Origin of the sequence: Mesorhizobium sp. M0060 (genome assembly GCF_040323155.1) — a bacterium.
Taxonomy (GTDB): domain Bacteria; phylum Pseudomonadota; class Alphaproteobacteria; order Rhizobiales; family Rhizobiaceae; genus Mesorhizobium.
In genome coordinates this window covers 23,537-37,693 of the sequence record NZ_JAMYUP010000053.1, presented here as the reverse complement: position 1 = coordinate 37,693, position 14,157 = coordinate 23,537, and the positions used below count along the sequence as shown (strand labels likewise).

Sequence of the window (14,157 nt, the reverse complement as noted above, 5' to 3'; positions counted from 1 at the left end):
GGGTGTGTGCGCCCCCCCCGCGCCCCCGACGGTGCGCCATCCACTTCGCGGTTCGCTTTCTTCAACCCCCCCCAATCTGCCCGCTGCGGGGGGGGCCGGGCCCCGCGAGAGTGGAGGAATTGTGTCACCATGAAGAAATTCAGTATTTTGAGCGCAGCCATATTTGGCCTGATGATGACCGCGCCGGTCGCCTTCGCCGACGACATCACCTTTTCGGTGGTCGGACCGATGACCGGTCAGCTTGCCACCATCGGCGATCAGTTCAAGCAGGGCGCGCAAGCCGCCGCTGACGCGATCAACGCGGCTGGCGGTGTCGATGGCCGTCAGATCAAGCTCGACATCGAGGATGACCAGTGCGATCCGAAGCAGGCGGTTTCGGTCGCCAACCGCATCATCGCCAATGGTGTCAAGTTCATCGACGGCCACGCCTGCTCGGGCTCCAGCATCCCGGCCTCCGCTGTCTACGCCGAAGCCGGCGCGCTGATGATGAGTCCGGCTTCCTCGAACCCGGTGCTGACCGACGCAGCGGCGAAGGCCGGCTGGCCGACGATCATGCGCCTCTATACGCGCGACGATGCGCAGGGCGCTTTCATCGGTCCATGGATCGCCAAGAAATATGCCGGCAAGAACGTCGTCATCATGCACGACAAGAGCGCCTATGGGCAGGGCGTGGCCGATGCCGTCAAGGCAACGATGAACCAGAACGGTCTCAACGAGATCCTCTACGAGGGCATCAACGCCGGCGAGAAGGACTACTCCGCGCTTGTTACCAAGCTCAAGGAGCTGAAGGCTGATGTCGTCTATTTCGGCGGCTATCACCCCGAAGCCGGCCTCATCCTGCGCCAGTCGGCGGAGCAGAACCTCAAGTTCCAGCTGATCATGCCGGACTCGATCGCTTCGCCGGAATTCTGGCAGGTTGCCGGTCCGGCCGGCGAAGGCACCATGTTCGTCTTCCCATCGGATCCGCAGGCGAAGCCCGAAGCCAAGGAAGCCATCGCCAAGATCAAGGCCGGCGGCTTCGTGCCGGAGGGCTTCACGCTGTTTTCCTATGCGGTGATCCAGGCCTTCGCCGAAGGCATCAAGCGCGCCGGCAGCGACGACCCGGCCAAGGTCGCCGAAGCGTTGAAGAACGGCCAGGCGATCAGCACGGTTGTCGGTCCGGTCACCTTCGACGAGAAGGGCGACCTCAAGAACGCCAGCTACGACATCAACCAGTGGCACGACGGCAAATACGCCCCGATCCAGCCGTAATGACCGCGGCGCCGCAAGCTGCGCTGGTGTAATCGAACATGGCCGGGGTCAAACCCGGCCATGTTGTTCTTGGCGATGCCTTTGTGACGCGTTTGAGATCACTTCGTGGATAAGGAAACTGCGGTCAGCTGTGGTTCCTCGGTAAAGCGAACCAGCACGGTTCCGTCGGTGACCTGCGCGCCTTCGGCAGCGATCTCGGCGATAACTCCGTCATGGGGGGCGGCAATGGTGTGCTCCATCTTCATCGCCTCCAGGATCAGCAGCGGCTGGCCCTTGATCACGGTCTCGCCTTTGGCCGCACGCACCAGCTTGACCAGGCCCGGCATCGGCGCGCGCAGGCTGCCGGAAGCGGCGGCTTCGTCGGCTCGCGCCAGCGGGTCCGGCACGGCAAAACCGTAGCCGATGGCGCCTTCGAAGACGGTGACGTGGCCCGGCCAGCGGGCGAGGCGAGGCGCGGCGCGCAGATCATGCGAATTGACGCTGTCATAGGGCGCGTCCAGCGCCACCTCGAACCGCCTGTCCGGCCGCACCGACACGCGCGCGACGATCTCCTGCTCGCCGAACTTCAGCCGCGTCCGCCGCGCCACAGCGTGGAAATGTGCATAGCCGGCCAGTGACGACCAGGGATCGTTCGAGGACGGCACGGCCGCACCGGACGCGGCAAGTGCTGCTGCGGCAATCGTCTCGCCGCTCGGCGGCGGAACCGCTGTCAACGCCTGCTGATGCCTGGCGATCAGCCCGGTGTCGACATCGCCCTCCGAAAAATCCGCATTTGCGACTAGCGCGGCAAGGAAGGCAGTGTTGACCGTCGAGCCGGCGATTTCGGTCTGCGACAGTGCCGTGCCGAGTGCGATGAGCGCCGCCCGCCTGTCCTTGCCATGAACGATCAGCTTGGCGATCATCGGGTCGTAAAACGGCGAGATCGGATCGCCGGCCCGCACACCGGTTTCGATGCGCATGCTCGCACCCTCCGGTGCCGCCTGCGGGAATTTCAAATGGTGCAAGGTGCCTGTCGCCGGCAAAAACCCTCTTGCTGCGTCCTCGGCATAGATGCGCGCCTCGAAGGCGTGGCCGGACAGCGAGATCTCGCTCTGCGTTTTCGGCAGTTTTTCGCCGGACGCCACCCGCAACTGCCACTCGACCAAGTCGGTGCCGGTGACCATCTCGGTCACCGGGTGCTCGACCTGCAGGCGGGTGTTCATCTCCATGAACCAGAAACGGTCGGCCTTCAGACCTTGCGAGGCATCGACGATGAACTCGATCGTGCCGGCACCGCAATAGCTGATCGCCTTGGCAGCCTTTACCGCCGCCTCGGTCATTGCCTTGCGTAGCGCTTGGGTCATGCCGGGGGCGGGCGCCTCCTCGATCACTTTCTGGTGGCGGCGCTGCGCCGAGCAGTCGCGCTCGTAGAGATGCACGACATTGCCAAAATTATCGCCGAATATCTGCACCTCGATGTGGCGCGGCTTGTCGACATATTTCTCGACCAGCACGCGGTCGTCGCCGAAAGCGGCTTTCGCCTCGCGCCGCGCGCCCGACAGTGCTTCCGAAAAATCATCGGGATGCTCGACGCGCCGCATGCCCTTGCCGCCGCCGCCGGCGCGCGCCTTGATCAGTACGGGGTAGCCGATCTCGCGCGCCTTGGAGGCGAGCAGCACGATCTCCTGCGCCTCGCCGTGATAGCCCGGCACCACCGGCACGCCGGCCTTTTCCATCAGCCGCTTGGCCGCGTCCTTCAATCCCATGGCACGGATCGAGGCCGCCGACGGGCCGATGAAGATCAGCCCCGCCGCGACCACCTGGTCGACGAAGTCGGGATTTTCCGAGAGGAAGCCGTAGCCCGGATGGATGGCCTCGGCACCCGTGGCCAACGCCGCTGCGATGATCTTGTCGCCGCGCAGATAGCTTTCGTTGACGGGAGAGGCGCCGATATGCACCGCCTCGTCGGCCATCTCGACATGCAAGGAGTGAGCGTCGGCGTCGGAATAGACGGCGACGCTGCGCACACCCATCCTGCGTGCCGTGCGGATCACCCGGCAGGCGATCTCTCCGCGGTTGGCGATCAGGATCTTGGCGAGCATCGGGCCTCCACAGGCAGAGCTTGCCGCCAACGGCGCGAATTCTCTTTACGCGAGCTGCGGCAATGCCCCGTTTGTAGTCTGGCCGTCAAAGGATAGGCAAGCGAGGCCTGCCTACTTGGAGGCCGCGATTTCGCAAGCTCCCCCGGTCGTGACCTTGTAATGGCTGCGGGTGGCCTGGCAGGATTTCATCGCCATATCCTCGGCGGCCTTTTGCGAGGGCGCATTCAAGCGCGAGCCGCACATGATGTACAACGAACGCACCCGGGAATACGGAGTGGTCGCATAGGCTGAATGGCCGCTGGCCGCCACATAGGCCTTATATGCCTTGGTGCACGGCCGATCCGCGGTTGCCGGAAAATACGGGTAGAAACGGACGTCGCCCTTGCTTCCAGCCAGCGATTCCGCGGCGCCGACATTCGGTGCAGCGGCCACAAGCAGTGCAAGCACCGATATGGTTGCTCGTGTGATGGATAAAGATTTCATTGCCCAACCCATTTGAAAAACCCAAAACTGGCAGATATTCGTCTACTTGGAGGCCGCGATTTCGCAACCTCCGCCTGTCGTAACCTTGTAACTGTTGCGGGTGGCCTGACAGGATTTCAACGCCAACTCTTCGGCAGCTTGCTGTGACGGTGCATTCAAGCGCGAGCCGCAGATGATGTACAGCGAACGCACCCGGGAATACGGAGTGCTTGCATAGGCTGAATGGCCGCCGGCCGCTACATAGGCCTTGTAAGCCTTGGTACATGGATCCTTCGGGTTCTGCGGCAAATAGGGATAGAAACGGGTCTCGCCCTTGCTTCCCGCCAACGATTCCGCCGCTCCGATGCCAGGTACCGTGAATACAAGAAAGCCGGCAAGTATCGACGTGATTGTACTTTTGACGTGTCTCGGTGTCATTTTTCCCCCTGGAAGAGCGAACGCCAACAGCATCTCCTACTTGGAGGCAGCGATGCTGCAAGCTCCCGCGGTTGTGACCTTGTAGCTCTTCTTGGCCGACTGGCAGGACTTGAGCGCCTGCGCCTCTGCAGCTTTTTGCGACGTTGCATTCGCACGCGCGCAAATCATGAACTCGGTCGCCCAATTGAATGGGGTCGACGCATAAGCGGAATGGCTGCCGGTCGCCACATAGGCCCTGTATGCCTTCTGACAGCCTCCCGTCGAGCCAGGCGCGAAATAGACGGGATAGCGGCTGTCGCCCTTGCTGCCCGCCAACGACTCCGCTGCTCCGATGCCGGGCACCGCTAACACCAGCAATCCTGCAAATATGGATACAGTTGTTTTCTGAAAAAGCCGACGTCTCATCTTCGCCCCATCCCCATTGCTATCCGACCCGTTGCTGCCGCAGCTACTTGGAAGCGACTACGCCGCAGCCGCCGACCATGTCCACTGTGAACTTCTTGCGACCGGCTTCGCATGACTTAAGCGCGAGCGCTTCGGCAGCCTTCTGCGACAGTGCGTTAATGTGCACGCCGCAGACGAAATATAGGACCCTTGCTCCGGTGATGGTTGATGCGTAGGCGGAATGACCGGCCGCAGCCACGTTGGCGTTGTAGGCCTGTCTACAATTGCCTTCCGAACCTTGCTGAGGGAGATACACGAAGGAACGCTTATCGCCGACTTTCCCAGCCAGCGACTCCGCTGCACCGATGCCAGGCGTCGCTAATATAAGCAACCCCGCAAGTATAGACGCAGTTGTTTCCTGGAAAAGCCGCCGTCTCATCTTCGCCCAATCCCCATTGGTATTTGCGATGATCAATAGCCGTGATTCTTTCGGCTGGCCAGATCAACAAGCAAAAATAGTCTGGAGATGTGGACGGGTTTGTCGCCCGCGCAGGGTCACACCCTGCCGAGTGCAGCAACTACCCGCTGATACAGTTCGGCCGTCGGCTCGTCGAAGCAGCAGAAAATGACGGTTTCCGGAACGATGTTCTGGCCGATGAAGGCACTCACAGTGCCGACAGCAATTTGCGTCGCCTGATCCTTAGGATAGCGGTAGACGCCGGTCGAGATCGCTGGAAACGCCACCGTCCGGCAGTCCTTTGCGGCGGCGATTTCGAGTGACCGGCGATAGCAGGAGGCGAGCAGATCGGCCTCGCCTTTGGCGCCGCCTTGCCAGACCGGTCCGACCGTATGGATGATATAGCGTGCCGGCAGCCTGTAACCCTTGGTGAGTTTTGACTCGCCAACCTTGCAGCCATTCAGCATCCGGCATTCGAATTCAAGCTCGGGACCGGCCGCGCGGTGGATGGCGCCATCAACGCCGCCGCCACCCAGAAGAGAGGTATTGGCGGCATTGACGATGGCATCGACCGCCAGCTTCGTGATGTCGCCGGTGTGAACCCGAATCCTCTGGCCGACTTCGCTCATCTCACATCCTGAACACGCCGAACCGGGTCTCCTCGATCTCGGCGTTCAGCGCGGCCGACAGGCTGAGCGTCAGCACGTCGCGGGTCTTGGCCGGATCGATGATGCCGTCGTCCCAGAGCCTTGCCGACGAATAGAGCGGGTGGCCTTCATGCTCGTATTTCATCAGGATCGGCTTCTTGAATTTTGCTTCCTCTTCGGCGCTCCATTCGCCGCCCTTGCGCTCGATGCCTTCGCGCTTGACGACGGCCAGCACCGTTGCCGCCTGTTCGCCGCCCATCACCGAAATGCGGGCATTCGGCCACATCCACAGGAAGCGCGGCGAATAGGCGCGTCCGCACATGCCGTAATTGCCGGCGCCGAACGAGCCCCCGATGATCATCGTTACCTTCGGCACCTTGGCGGTGGCGACCGCCATCACCAACTTGGCGCCGTCTTTGGCGATGCCGCCGGCCTCGTATTTTCGCCCGACCATGAAGCCGGTGATATTCTGCAGGAAGATCAACGGGATCTTGCGCTGGCAGCACAGCTCGATGAAATGCGCGCCCTTCAGCGCGCTTTCCGAAAACAGCACGCCATTGTTGGCGATGATGCCGACCGGCATGCCGTTGAGGTGGGCGAAGCCGGTGACCAGCGTGGTGCCGTAATTCTGCTTGAACTCATCGAACTCGGAGCCGTCGACGATGCGGGCGATCACCTCGCGCACGTCGTAAGGCTGGCGCAGATCCGTCGGCACGATGCCGTAGAGTTCATGTGGATCGTGAAGCGGCGGAATCGATTTCTGCAAGGCCAGGTTTACAGTCTTGTTCCGATTCAGGTTTTTGACGATACGCCGGCATATGGCCAGCGCATGCTCGTCGTCGAGCGCATAGTGGTCGGCAACGCCGGAAAACCTTGCATGCACGTCGGCGCCACCGAGGTCCTCGGCGGTGACGTCCTCGCCGGTGGCCGCCTTCACCAGCGGCGGGCCGCCGAGAAAGATGGTTGCCTGGTTGCGCACCATGATTGTCTCGTCCGACATCGCAGGCACATAGGCGCCGCCCGCCGTGCACGAACCCATGACGCAGGCGATCTGCGGAATGCCGGCGGCCGACATGTTGGCCTGGTTGTAGAAGATGCGGCCGAAATGATCGCGGTCGGGGAACACCTCGTCCTGGTTGGGCAGATTGGCACCGCCGCTGTCGACCAGGTAGACGCAAGGCAGATTGTTCTGCAATGCGATCTCCTGTGCACGCAGATGCTTCTTCACCGTCAGCGGATAATAGGTGCCGCCCTTCACCGTGGCGTCGTTGACGACGACCATGACTTCGGTGCCTTCGACGCGACCGATGCCGGCGATGAGGCCGGCCGACGGGATGTCCTCGCCATACATCGACCACGCGGCGAACTGGCCGATTTCGAGGAAGGGCGAGCCGGTATCGAGCAATTGGGCGAGACGTTGCCGCGGCAGGAGCTTGCCGCGGGCGACGTGCCGCTCACGCGCATCTTCCGAGCCGCCGCGTTCGACGGTGGCGGCCTTTCCAGCGATGTCGGCGACCAGCGCCCGCATGCGTTCGGCATTGGCGCGGAAAGTGTCGGAGGAAGGGGAGATCTGCGAGGTGAGGGTGGCCATGGCGTTACCGGATCAGCTCGATCTTGCAGCCGACATCCAGGTCGCCCCAGTCGCGGTCGGCGGTGACGGCAATGGCGTTCTCGCGAATTGCCAGCGCCAGGCAGGCCCGATCGCCCAACGACAAGCCGCGACACCGCGTCAGTTGGCGAAGCTGCCCGGCGGCGATGCCCATCGCTTCGTCGAAAACGGCGATCGGCATGCCGAGACTGGCGAGGTCGTCCGCGGCCTGTTCCATGCTGCGTCCCTTGTCGATCAGCTTGGCGATGATTTCGGCCGCATTGATCGAACTGCATTGTGCATCCGGCGCGAATCCCAAAGCATTATCGGTGCCTTGCTCGTTGAGCAGGATTGCGAGCGCCGCCGAACTGTCCATGACGTAGGGCTTCATTTCGCCCGCTTTCCCGTCGTCCCTTCGGCGTGAAGCCGGTCCAGACGCTTGTCGCTTCGATGCTGCTCTTCCCGCCGCTCCTTCAGAAATTCGTCGACGACGCTTTCACCGGGCTGTTTCAGCGCCGACAATTCGGCCTGGACGCGTCGCAGATTCTGCAGCCACGATCTTACCCGCAGCTCGCCGTTCTCGACATGCAGCATCATGTCCTCGCCGGGCTTCACGCCCATCTCCTCGCGCATCGCAGCAGGGATGACGAAGCGCCCGCCCTCGCCAAGCTTGACACGCTCTCGTTTCGCCGGAACCCGAAACGGCGTTTTGCGAGCGCCGGCATCGAACTGTGCTTGCGGATCTTCGTCAAATCCGGACTTTCCCGTTCTGCCCGCCATGGTCCGCCTCGCCTGGATTGTGGCACATATTCCGAAGTATGCCACTTCGTGCGGCTTCTGGCAAAACTCAAAAGAATGCCATTACGCGCCCTCCGCCATGATTTCTCGCCCGATCAGCCAGCGACGGATTTCGCTGGTGCCGGCGCCGATCTCATAAAGCTTGGCGTCGCGCAGCAGCCGCCCGGTCGGGTAATCGTTGATGTAGCCGTTGCCACCCAAAAGCTGGATGGCGTCGAGCGCCATCAGCGTCGCCTTTTCGGCGGCGAAGAGAATACAGCCGGCAGCATCCTTGCGGGCCGTCTCACCGCGATCGCAGGCGGCGGCCACGGCATAGACGTAAGCACGCGCCGCGTTCATCGTCGCATACATATCGGCCAGCTTGCCTTGCACCAGCTGGAACTCGCCGATCGGCTGGCCGAACTGCTTGCGTTCATGCACGTAAGGTATCGCCACGTCGAGGCACGCCGCCATCAGCCCGATCGGGCCGCCGGCCAGCACGGCGCGTTCGTAGTCGAGGCCTGACATCAGCACCTCGACGCCGCGCCCTTCCTCGTGCAGCACATTGTCGAACGGCACTTCGACATCCTCGAACACCAGCTCGCCGGTGTTTGAACCGCGCATGCCGAGCTTGTCGAGCTTTTGCGCCACGGAAAAACCGGCAAAGGCTTTTTCGACGATGAAGGCGGTGATGCCGCGCGAATTGAGTTCCGGATCGGTCTTGGCGTAGACGACCAGCGTCTCGGCATCCGGCCCGTTGGTGATCCACATCTTGGTGCCGTTGAGCACATAGCGATCGTTGCGCTTTTCGGCGCGCAGGCGGAGCGACACCACATCGGAGCCGGCGCCGGATTCCGACATCGCCAGCGCGCCGACCTTTTCGCCGCTGCAGAGCGAAGGCAGATATTTTTCCTTCTGCGCCTGCGTCGCCCAGCGGTTGATCTGGTTGACGCAGAGGTTGGAATGGGCGCCGTAGGAGAGGCCGACCGAGGCAGAGGCGCGCGAAATCTCCTCTATCGCGACGACATGGGCGAGATAGCCCATGCCGCTGCCGCCGAAATCGGGATCGGCGGTGATGCCGAGCAGGCCAAGCCCGCCGAGCTCCGCCCACAGATGTGCCGGAAATTCATTCGAGCGGTCGATCTCGGCGGCGATCGGTGCGATTTTCTCCTGGGCGAAGCGCCGCACCAGGTCGCGTAGCGCCTCGATGTCTTCGTCAAGCCCGAAGTTGAGCGTCTGCGTGTACATGCCGTTCCTCCCGGCGCACGACCCCGAAAATCGGGATCATGCGCGAAATCAAAGTGCTACAGCGTCCTTGAGCGCTCGAATGGACGCACGGCGTCGTAGCTCGGTGTCGCGCCACCGCGCTTTGCTCCAACAAGGCGCATTGTCATTGCTAGATATGTAGCGGTGACTTCGGCGATCGACAGCCGTTCGCCCGGCCGGAACCAGACGATGACGCCGGTCATCATCTGGATCAGCGCCATGGCGGTGAGCCCGGTGTCTTCGACGCTGAACAAGCCCGCTTCGACGCCGTCGCGCAGGATAGCGCGCAGCTCCTTCTCGTAGGCCGTGCGCATGCGCAGGATCTGCGTGAGTTTTTCGTGCGACAGGCTGCGCAGCTCCATGTTCGAGACATGGGTGGAATGGCGGCGTTCGATATGGAAAGCGATGTGGTTTTCGACATAGGCGGCAAGCCGTGTTGCCGGATCGGCGCCGACAGGGTGCGCCGCACGCCACGCCTCGATCAAGTCTTCCATATGCTCAAACATCAGCGTGAACAGAAGGTCCTGCTTGGTCGGAAAATAGCGATAGAGCGCCGCCGCCTGGACGCCGACTTCGGCCGCCAGCTGGCGCATCGACATCGCCTCATAGCCAAGGCACGCAATCAGGCTGACCGCCGCCTCGCGGACCGCAGCTTCGGTCTTTTCGCCGTCGGAACCGGTCGTGCGCGCCACGATAGCCACCTTTCACGACATAATAAAACAAACGTTCAATTAATTCAAGGGCCGAGCCATGTCCGGGCAGGGCAATCGCGTCAGGTTTGCGCTGCCCCTTGTATCTGCACCGTAGAGATTTTGTGCGAGGGAAGCGAATGAGCAGGATCATGCCTTGCTAGGCAACAATCCTGAAACCCGCGGACATGTCGCGAGCCTCGATCTCCTCGACGTCAACCTTCGAAACCGTTGCCCCTGGCGGCCCTTGCCAAAGCCGTTGGATGATTGTGGAGACCGCCGCATCGGTCCCTACAATCAAGGCTGTCACCGAGCCGTCAACTTCGTTGCGCACCCAGCCGGCAAGGCCAAGTCCAGACGCCTCGCGCCGCGCCCAAACCCGGTAGCTGACGCCTTGCACCTTGCCATATATGCGTACCTGCACCGTCCGGTCGTTCATCGCGCTCTCCATCCTTTGAGTCGAGTCTGGCGCATCGCCATGCAAATTCAACCGCGCAGCGTGGATCGAAGGTCTCTCCCGGTCGCGGTTCGCCAGCTTCGCATTGCGAGACAGGCGGCGTGCTCCATCAAATGATTGACTAAGTCAAATAATAGGCGATCATAGTTCGACGGGAGCGGTCTTCCCCCGAAGGAGGTCGACATGCCGGCCGAACGGAATGCCCTTGTTACCGAGATCCGCGGCTTCAACCGCTACTATACGTGCCTGATTGGGCTGCTCGACGAGACCTTGACGCACAGCGCCTATACGCTGGGCGAGGCGAGGCTGCTGTTCGAATTGGGCCACCGATCCCGTGCTGCCGCCAACAGCGACGGTGAGGCAGGGTTTCTTGCGCGGGCGTTCCACCTCGATCTCGGGCCGGCGGCCTCCGAAATCGCTGCCGAACTCCGGCTCGATCCGGCCTATGTCACACGCGTCCTGAGGAAATTCGCCGCCGCCGGCCTGACCGAGACATGCACCGACCCAGCCGATCGGCGTCGACACGTCGTGTCGCTGACCGCTCAGGGCAATGCGGAACTCGCCAGGCTTCAGGCTGCGGCGGATCGCGATCTCGCCCGACTGACGGCCGGTCTGGCCGATGAACAGGCTGCCGAACTATCGGATGCGCTGAAACGGGTCATGCGCCTGCTCGGGGAGAAATAGCGGGCAGCACTGGAATCGGGGCGTTGCGCCCCTCAGTTCCCCCGTGCTGCCGCCAGTGCGCCCGGCAGTTCCTCGGCAAAAATGTCGAGCTCGTGGTCGAGGCCGACGCTGACCCGGATGCAGCGGTCGAGCACCGGCACTATCGGCTTGCGGATGAACACGTCGCGCGACAACAGCGCCTGCAACACCTTCAGCGCGAAGGCGCCGTCGCGGCCGCAATCGATGGTGACGAAATTGGTCGCCGAAGCCAGCGGCTTCAGCCCGTTCGCCTCGGCTATTCCGGCGATGCGCCGGCGGCCGGCGGCAACCCGCGCCACCACGCTCTCCAGCCATGTCTGATCGGCAAGCGCCTCGACGCCGGCGATCTGCGCCATGCGGCTGACGCCATAGTGGTTGCGAATCTTCTCGAAGTCGCGAATCACCTGGGCTTCGGCTACCGCATAGCCGCAGCGTATGCCCGCCAGCCCATAGGCCTTGGAGAAGGTGCGCATGCGGATGACGTTCGGCCGCGCCACATCGATCGGCGGCAGCGCTGAGGCTGGCCCTAGTTCGCCATAGGCCTCGTCGAGCACCAGCATTGTGGTTTCCGGCAAGGCTTCGACGAAGCGGCCGAGCTCGGTCGCTTCCCACCAGCTGCCCATCGGATTGTCCGGATTGGACAGGTAGACCAGCGGCGCCTTTTCCCTGGCCACTGCCGCCAGCAGGCCGTCCAGGTTTTCCCGGTCGTTCTCGTAAGGCACCGCGACCAGCCGGCCGCCGACGCCGGCGATATGGAAGTTGAAGGTCGGGTAGGCGCCGAGCGAGGTCACCACCGCGTCGCCGGGCGCCACATACATGCGCGCCACCAGGCTGAGCAGCCCGTCTATGCCTTCGCCGACGACAACGTTTTCGGCGCCGACGCCGAGATGCCCGGCGGCGGCCACCTTCAGATCGTGGTTGTCGGGGTCGCAATACATCCACATGTCCCCGGCAATCTCGGCCATGCGGGCAACGACGCGCGGGGAGGGGCCAAAGCTGCTCTCATTGGCGCCGATGCGGGCGCGAAAGGCGCGGCCGCGATCACGCTCCTGCGCCTCCGGGCCGACAAACGGCACCGTAGAGGGAAGGGCGGCGATAAGCGGCGTAAGGGGAGGGCGCAGGCGCATGGCAAAGGCTCGTTCGAAAGGGGCCTCTTGCTAACCTGCCGGCTTGGCTGGCGCAAGTTCCGCGGCCGGCGGGAACAGTTAGGCTGGATTCTCGCGGATCATTTTGCTAGCGAGACATGATGAGCAACCGACTGCCGCCTGCCTGGTCCAAGCATATAAAGTCTCGCCCGACGCCGAAAGTGCAGCCGCCGAAAGTGAAACCGCCGTCGCGCGCGCAAGCTGACGACATGCTGCTGCGACAGGCGCTCGAACTTCAGCAAGCCAAGCGGCTCCCGGAGGCGGAGGAATTATGCCATCGCGTTCTCGCCCGCACGCCCAACCACCCGCTTTCCCTATACATCCTCGGCACGCTGGGGTTAGGTGTCGATGACGAGTTGGCTCTCCAGTATTTCGCGCGGGCGGCAAGCCACGCACCCCAAAATCCGTATTTCCACCTCAGCCTGGGAGAGGTCGGTCTGAAGCTCGGCGACAGCTTGCTTGCGATCGGGCACCTGCAGCGCGCCTGTGAATTGAAGCCCGATCTGGTGGAAGCGCTTTGCGGACTGGCGCGTGCCTACGTCAACTTCGACAAGGCCGAGATGGCTTTGCCCCTTTACGAGAAGGCGCTGAAGATCAACAGCGATCATCCCATGGTCCGGACAGGTCTGGCTGCTGCACTCACCAGCGTCGGTCGCATGGACGAAGCCGGAGCGTATCTGAAGCAGGCAATCGAACGTCGCGTCGATGTTGGAGAGGCCTACAATAGCCTGGTCGACACGCGCAAGTTCACCGAAAAACCTGCCGAGCTCGACTTTATCCTGAGCGAACTCTCCAATCCCAAGCTTGACCCGGATGTTGCATCGCAGCTCCATCACGCCGCAGGCAAAGTGCTGAACGATCTTCAGCGTTATGAAGAGGCGATGGATCACTTCCAGAAGGCAAAAAAGGCCGCTGGCCGTGGTTTCGACCTAGAGTCCTTCCGCCGCTATGTCGATTCCATGATCGAGATATTCAGCCCGTCATTGCTGGAAGCCAAGGCTGGCCACGGCAGTCCGTCCGAAGTGCCTGTGTTTGTGCTGGGCATGCCCCGGTCGGGGACGACGCTGACCGAGCAAATCTGCGCGAGCCACCCAAATGTTCATGGCGCCGGGGAGCTTACGAAGTTACGGCGAATGGCGGGCTTGATTGGTTTCAGAATGGAGACGAATGAGGCCTTGCACAGTTCGATCATGTCGATAACGAAGGATCGGTCGAGAGCGCTGGCCGAAGAATATCTGTCCTATCTGCGTCAACACGCGCCTGCAGCGCTCCGCATCGTCGACAAGATGCCTCATAATTTCGAGCTTGTCGGCTTGATCGGAATTCTCTTTCCCAACGCGCGCATCGTTCATTGCCGCCGCGATGCCATCGACAATTGCGTCTCGTGCTTCGTCTTGAATTTCACCAAGGATCACAGTTACAACGCCGACCTTGAGATGCTCGGGTTGTATTATCGCGAGTATGATCGCTTGATGCGGCATTGGGATAAGATCATGCCGGGACGTATTTTCGAGAACCACTACGAGATGTTGATCGCGGATCAGGAGACGCAGTCGCGCCGTCTCATCGATCATCTTGGATTGCCCTGGGATGATTCCTGCCTGCGCTTTTTCGAGAAGGACAGGTCGGTCAATACCCCCAGCCGCTGGCAGGTGCGGCAGCCGATCTATACATCATCGGTCAAGCGCTGGAAAAAGTATGAGGGCACAATCCAGCCGCTGACCCGGTCGCTTGGCGACCTCGCCGAGATTTGATTTGGAGCTGGCAGTCCACATTGCGTGGACCGCAGGTTCCGGCTGAGTTCCAGCATGCA

Annotated in this window: 16 protein-coding genes; 3 read left to right on the top strand and 13 right to left on the bottom strand. The window is 62.2% G+C overall.

Annotated elements, in window-relative coordinates; all coding sequences use genetic code 11:
- The first annotated feature begins 129 nt into the window (after nucleotides 1–129).
- Complete coding sequence (locus NKJ94_RS30005) at nucleotides 130–1,251, top strand: branched-chain amino acid ABC transporter substrate-binding protein (protein ID WP_352530396.1); 1,122 nt, start codon at nucleotides 130–132, stop codon at nucleotides 1,249–1,251.
- 98 nt (nucleotides 1,252–1,349) lie between these two features.
- Here the strand turns inward: NKJ94_RS30005 and NKJ94_RS30000 are convergent, their stop codons facing one another.
- From NKJ94_RS30000 to NKJ94_RS29945, 12 genes are all read right to left on the bottom strand, one after another.
- Complete coding sequence (locus tag NKJ94_RS30000) at nucleotides 1,350–3,332, bottom strand: acetyl/propionyl/methylcrotonyl-CoA carboxylase subunit alpha (protein ID WP_352530394.1); 1,983 nt, start codon at nucleotides 3,330–3,332, stop codon at nucleotides 1,350–1,352.
- A gap of 111 nt (nucleotides 3,333–3,443) precedes the next feature.
- Nucleotides 3,444–3,827: a hypothetical protein gene (locus tag NKJ94_RS29995; RefSeq protein WP_352530392.1), complete on the bottom strand. Its 384-nt coding sequence runs from the start codon at nucleotides 3,825–3,827 to the stop codon at nucleotides 3,444–3,446.
- A gap of 30 nt (nucleotides 3,828–3,857) precedes the next feature.
- Entirely contained in the window at nucleotides 3,858–4,232 is a 375-nt protein-coding gene (locus NKJ94_RS29990; RefSeq protein ID WP_352530404.1) for a hypothetical protein, read from the bottom strand.
- A 36-nt stretch (nucleotides 4,233–4,268) separates the two neighbouring features.
- Nucleotides 4,269–4,637, bottom strand: coding sequence for a hypothetical protein (locus tag NKJ94_RS29985; protein WP_352530390.1), 369 nt, complete (start codon nucleotides 4,635–4,637; stop codon nucleotides 4,269–4,271).
- Between the two features lie 43 nt (nucleotides 4,638–4,680).
- A complete protein-coding gene (locus NKJ94_RS29980) occupies nucleotides 4,681–5,091 on the bottom strand; it encodes a hypothetical protein (RefSeq protein WP_352530388.1) in 411 nt (136 codons plus the stop codon).
- A gap of 80 nt (nucleotides 5,092–5,171) precedes the next feature.
- Nucleotides 5,172–5,702 (bottom strand): O-acetyl-ADP-ribose deacetylase, encoded by a 531-nt coding sequence (locus NKJ94_RS29975; protein ID WP_352530386.1) that lies wholly within the window; start codon nucleotides 5,700–5,702, stop codon nucleotides 5,172–5,174.
- A gap of 1 nt (nucleotide 5,703) precedes the next feature.
- Nucleotides 5,704–7,311 carry a carboxyl transferase domain-containing protein gene (locus tag NKJ94_RS29970; protein WP_352530384.1) on the bottom strand — a complete coding sequence of 536 codons (1,608 nt, stop codon included), beginning with the start codon at nucleotides 7,309–7,311 and terminating at the stop codon, nucleotides 5,704–5,706.
- Between the two features lie 4 nt (nucleotides 7,312–7,315).
- Entirely contained in the window at nucleotides 7,316–7,699 is a 384-nt protein-coding gene (locus NKJ94_RS29965) for a type II toxin-antitoxin system VapC family toxin (RefSeq protein WP_352530382.1), read from the bottom strand.
- The gene (locus NKJ94_RS29960) at nucleotides 7,696–8,088 is read right to left on the bottom strand and encodes an AbrB/MazE/SpoVT family DNA-binding domain-containing protein (RefSeq protein WP_352530380.1); all 393 of its coding nucleotides are present in this window, start codon (nucleotides 8,086–8,088) and stop codon (nucleotides 7,696–7,698) included. The genes NKJ94_RS29965 and NKJ94_RS29960 overlap by 4 nt, the downstream gene beginning before the upstream one ends.
- 81 nt (nucleotides 8,089–8,169) lie before the next feature.
- Nucleotides 8,170–9,333: an isovaleryl-CoA dehydrogenase gene (locus tag NKJ94_RS29955; RefSeq protein WP_352530378.1), complete on the bottom strand. Its 1,164-nt coding sequence runs from the start codon at nucleotides 9,331–9,333 to the stop codon at nucleotides 8,170–8,172.
- A 56-nt stretch (nucleotides 9,334–9,389) separates the two neighbouring features.
- Nucleotides 9,390–10,043, bottom strand: a complete 654-nt coding sequence (locus NKJ94_RS29950; RefSeq protein WP_352530376.1) for a TetR/AcrR family transcriptional regulator — start codon at nucleotides 10,041–10,043, stop codon at nucleotides 9,390–9,392.
- Nucleotides 10,044–10,200: 157 nt separating this feature from the next.
- Nucleotides 10,201–10,479 carry an acylphosphatase gene (locus tag NKJ94_RS29945; protein WP_352530374.1) on the bottom strand — a complete coding sequence of 93 codons (279 nt, stop codon included), beginning with the start codon at nucleotides 10,477–10,479 and terminating at the stop codon, nucleotides 10,201–10,203.
- A 201-nt stretch (nucleotides 10,480–10,680) separates the two neighbouring features.
- Between NKJ94_RS29945 and NKJ94_RS29940 the strand changes: the two genes are divergently transcribed.
- A complete protein-coding gene (locus NKJ94_RS29940) occupies nucleotides 10,681–11,181 on the top strand; it encodes a MarR family winged helix-turn-helix transcriptional regulator (protein ID WP_352530372.1) in 501 nt (166 codons plus the stop codon).
- Between the two features lie 32 nt (nucleotides 11,182–11,213).
- Here the strand turns inward: NKJ94_RS29940 and NKJ94_RS29935 are convergent, their stop codons facing one another.
- Complete coding sequence (locus NKJ94_RS29935) at nucleotides 11,214–12,326, bottom strand: pyridoxal phosphate-dependent aminotransferase (RefSeq protein WP_352530370.1); 1,113 nt, start codon at nucleotides 12,324–12,326, stop codon at nucleotides 11,214–11,216.
- A gap of 119 nt (nucleotides 12,327–12,445) precedes the next feature.
- Here NKJ94_RS29935 and NKJ94_RS29930 point away from each other — a divergent pair, with 119 nt between their 5' ends.
- Entirely contained in the window at nucleotides 12,446–14,098 is a 1,653-nt protein-coding gene (locus NKJ94_RS29930; protein ID WP_352530402.1) for a tetratricopeptide repeat-containing sulfotransferase family protein, read from the top strand.
- Nucleotides 14,099–14,157: the final 59 nt, after the last annotated feature.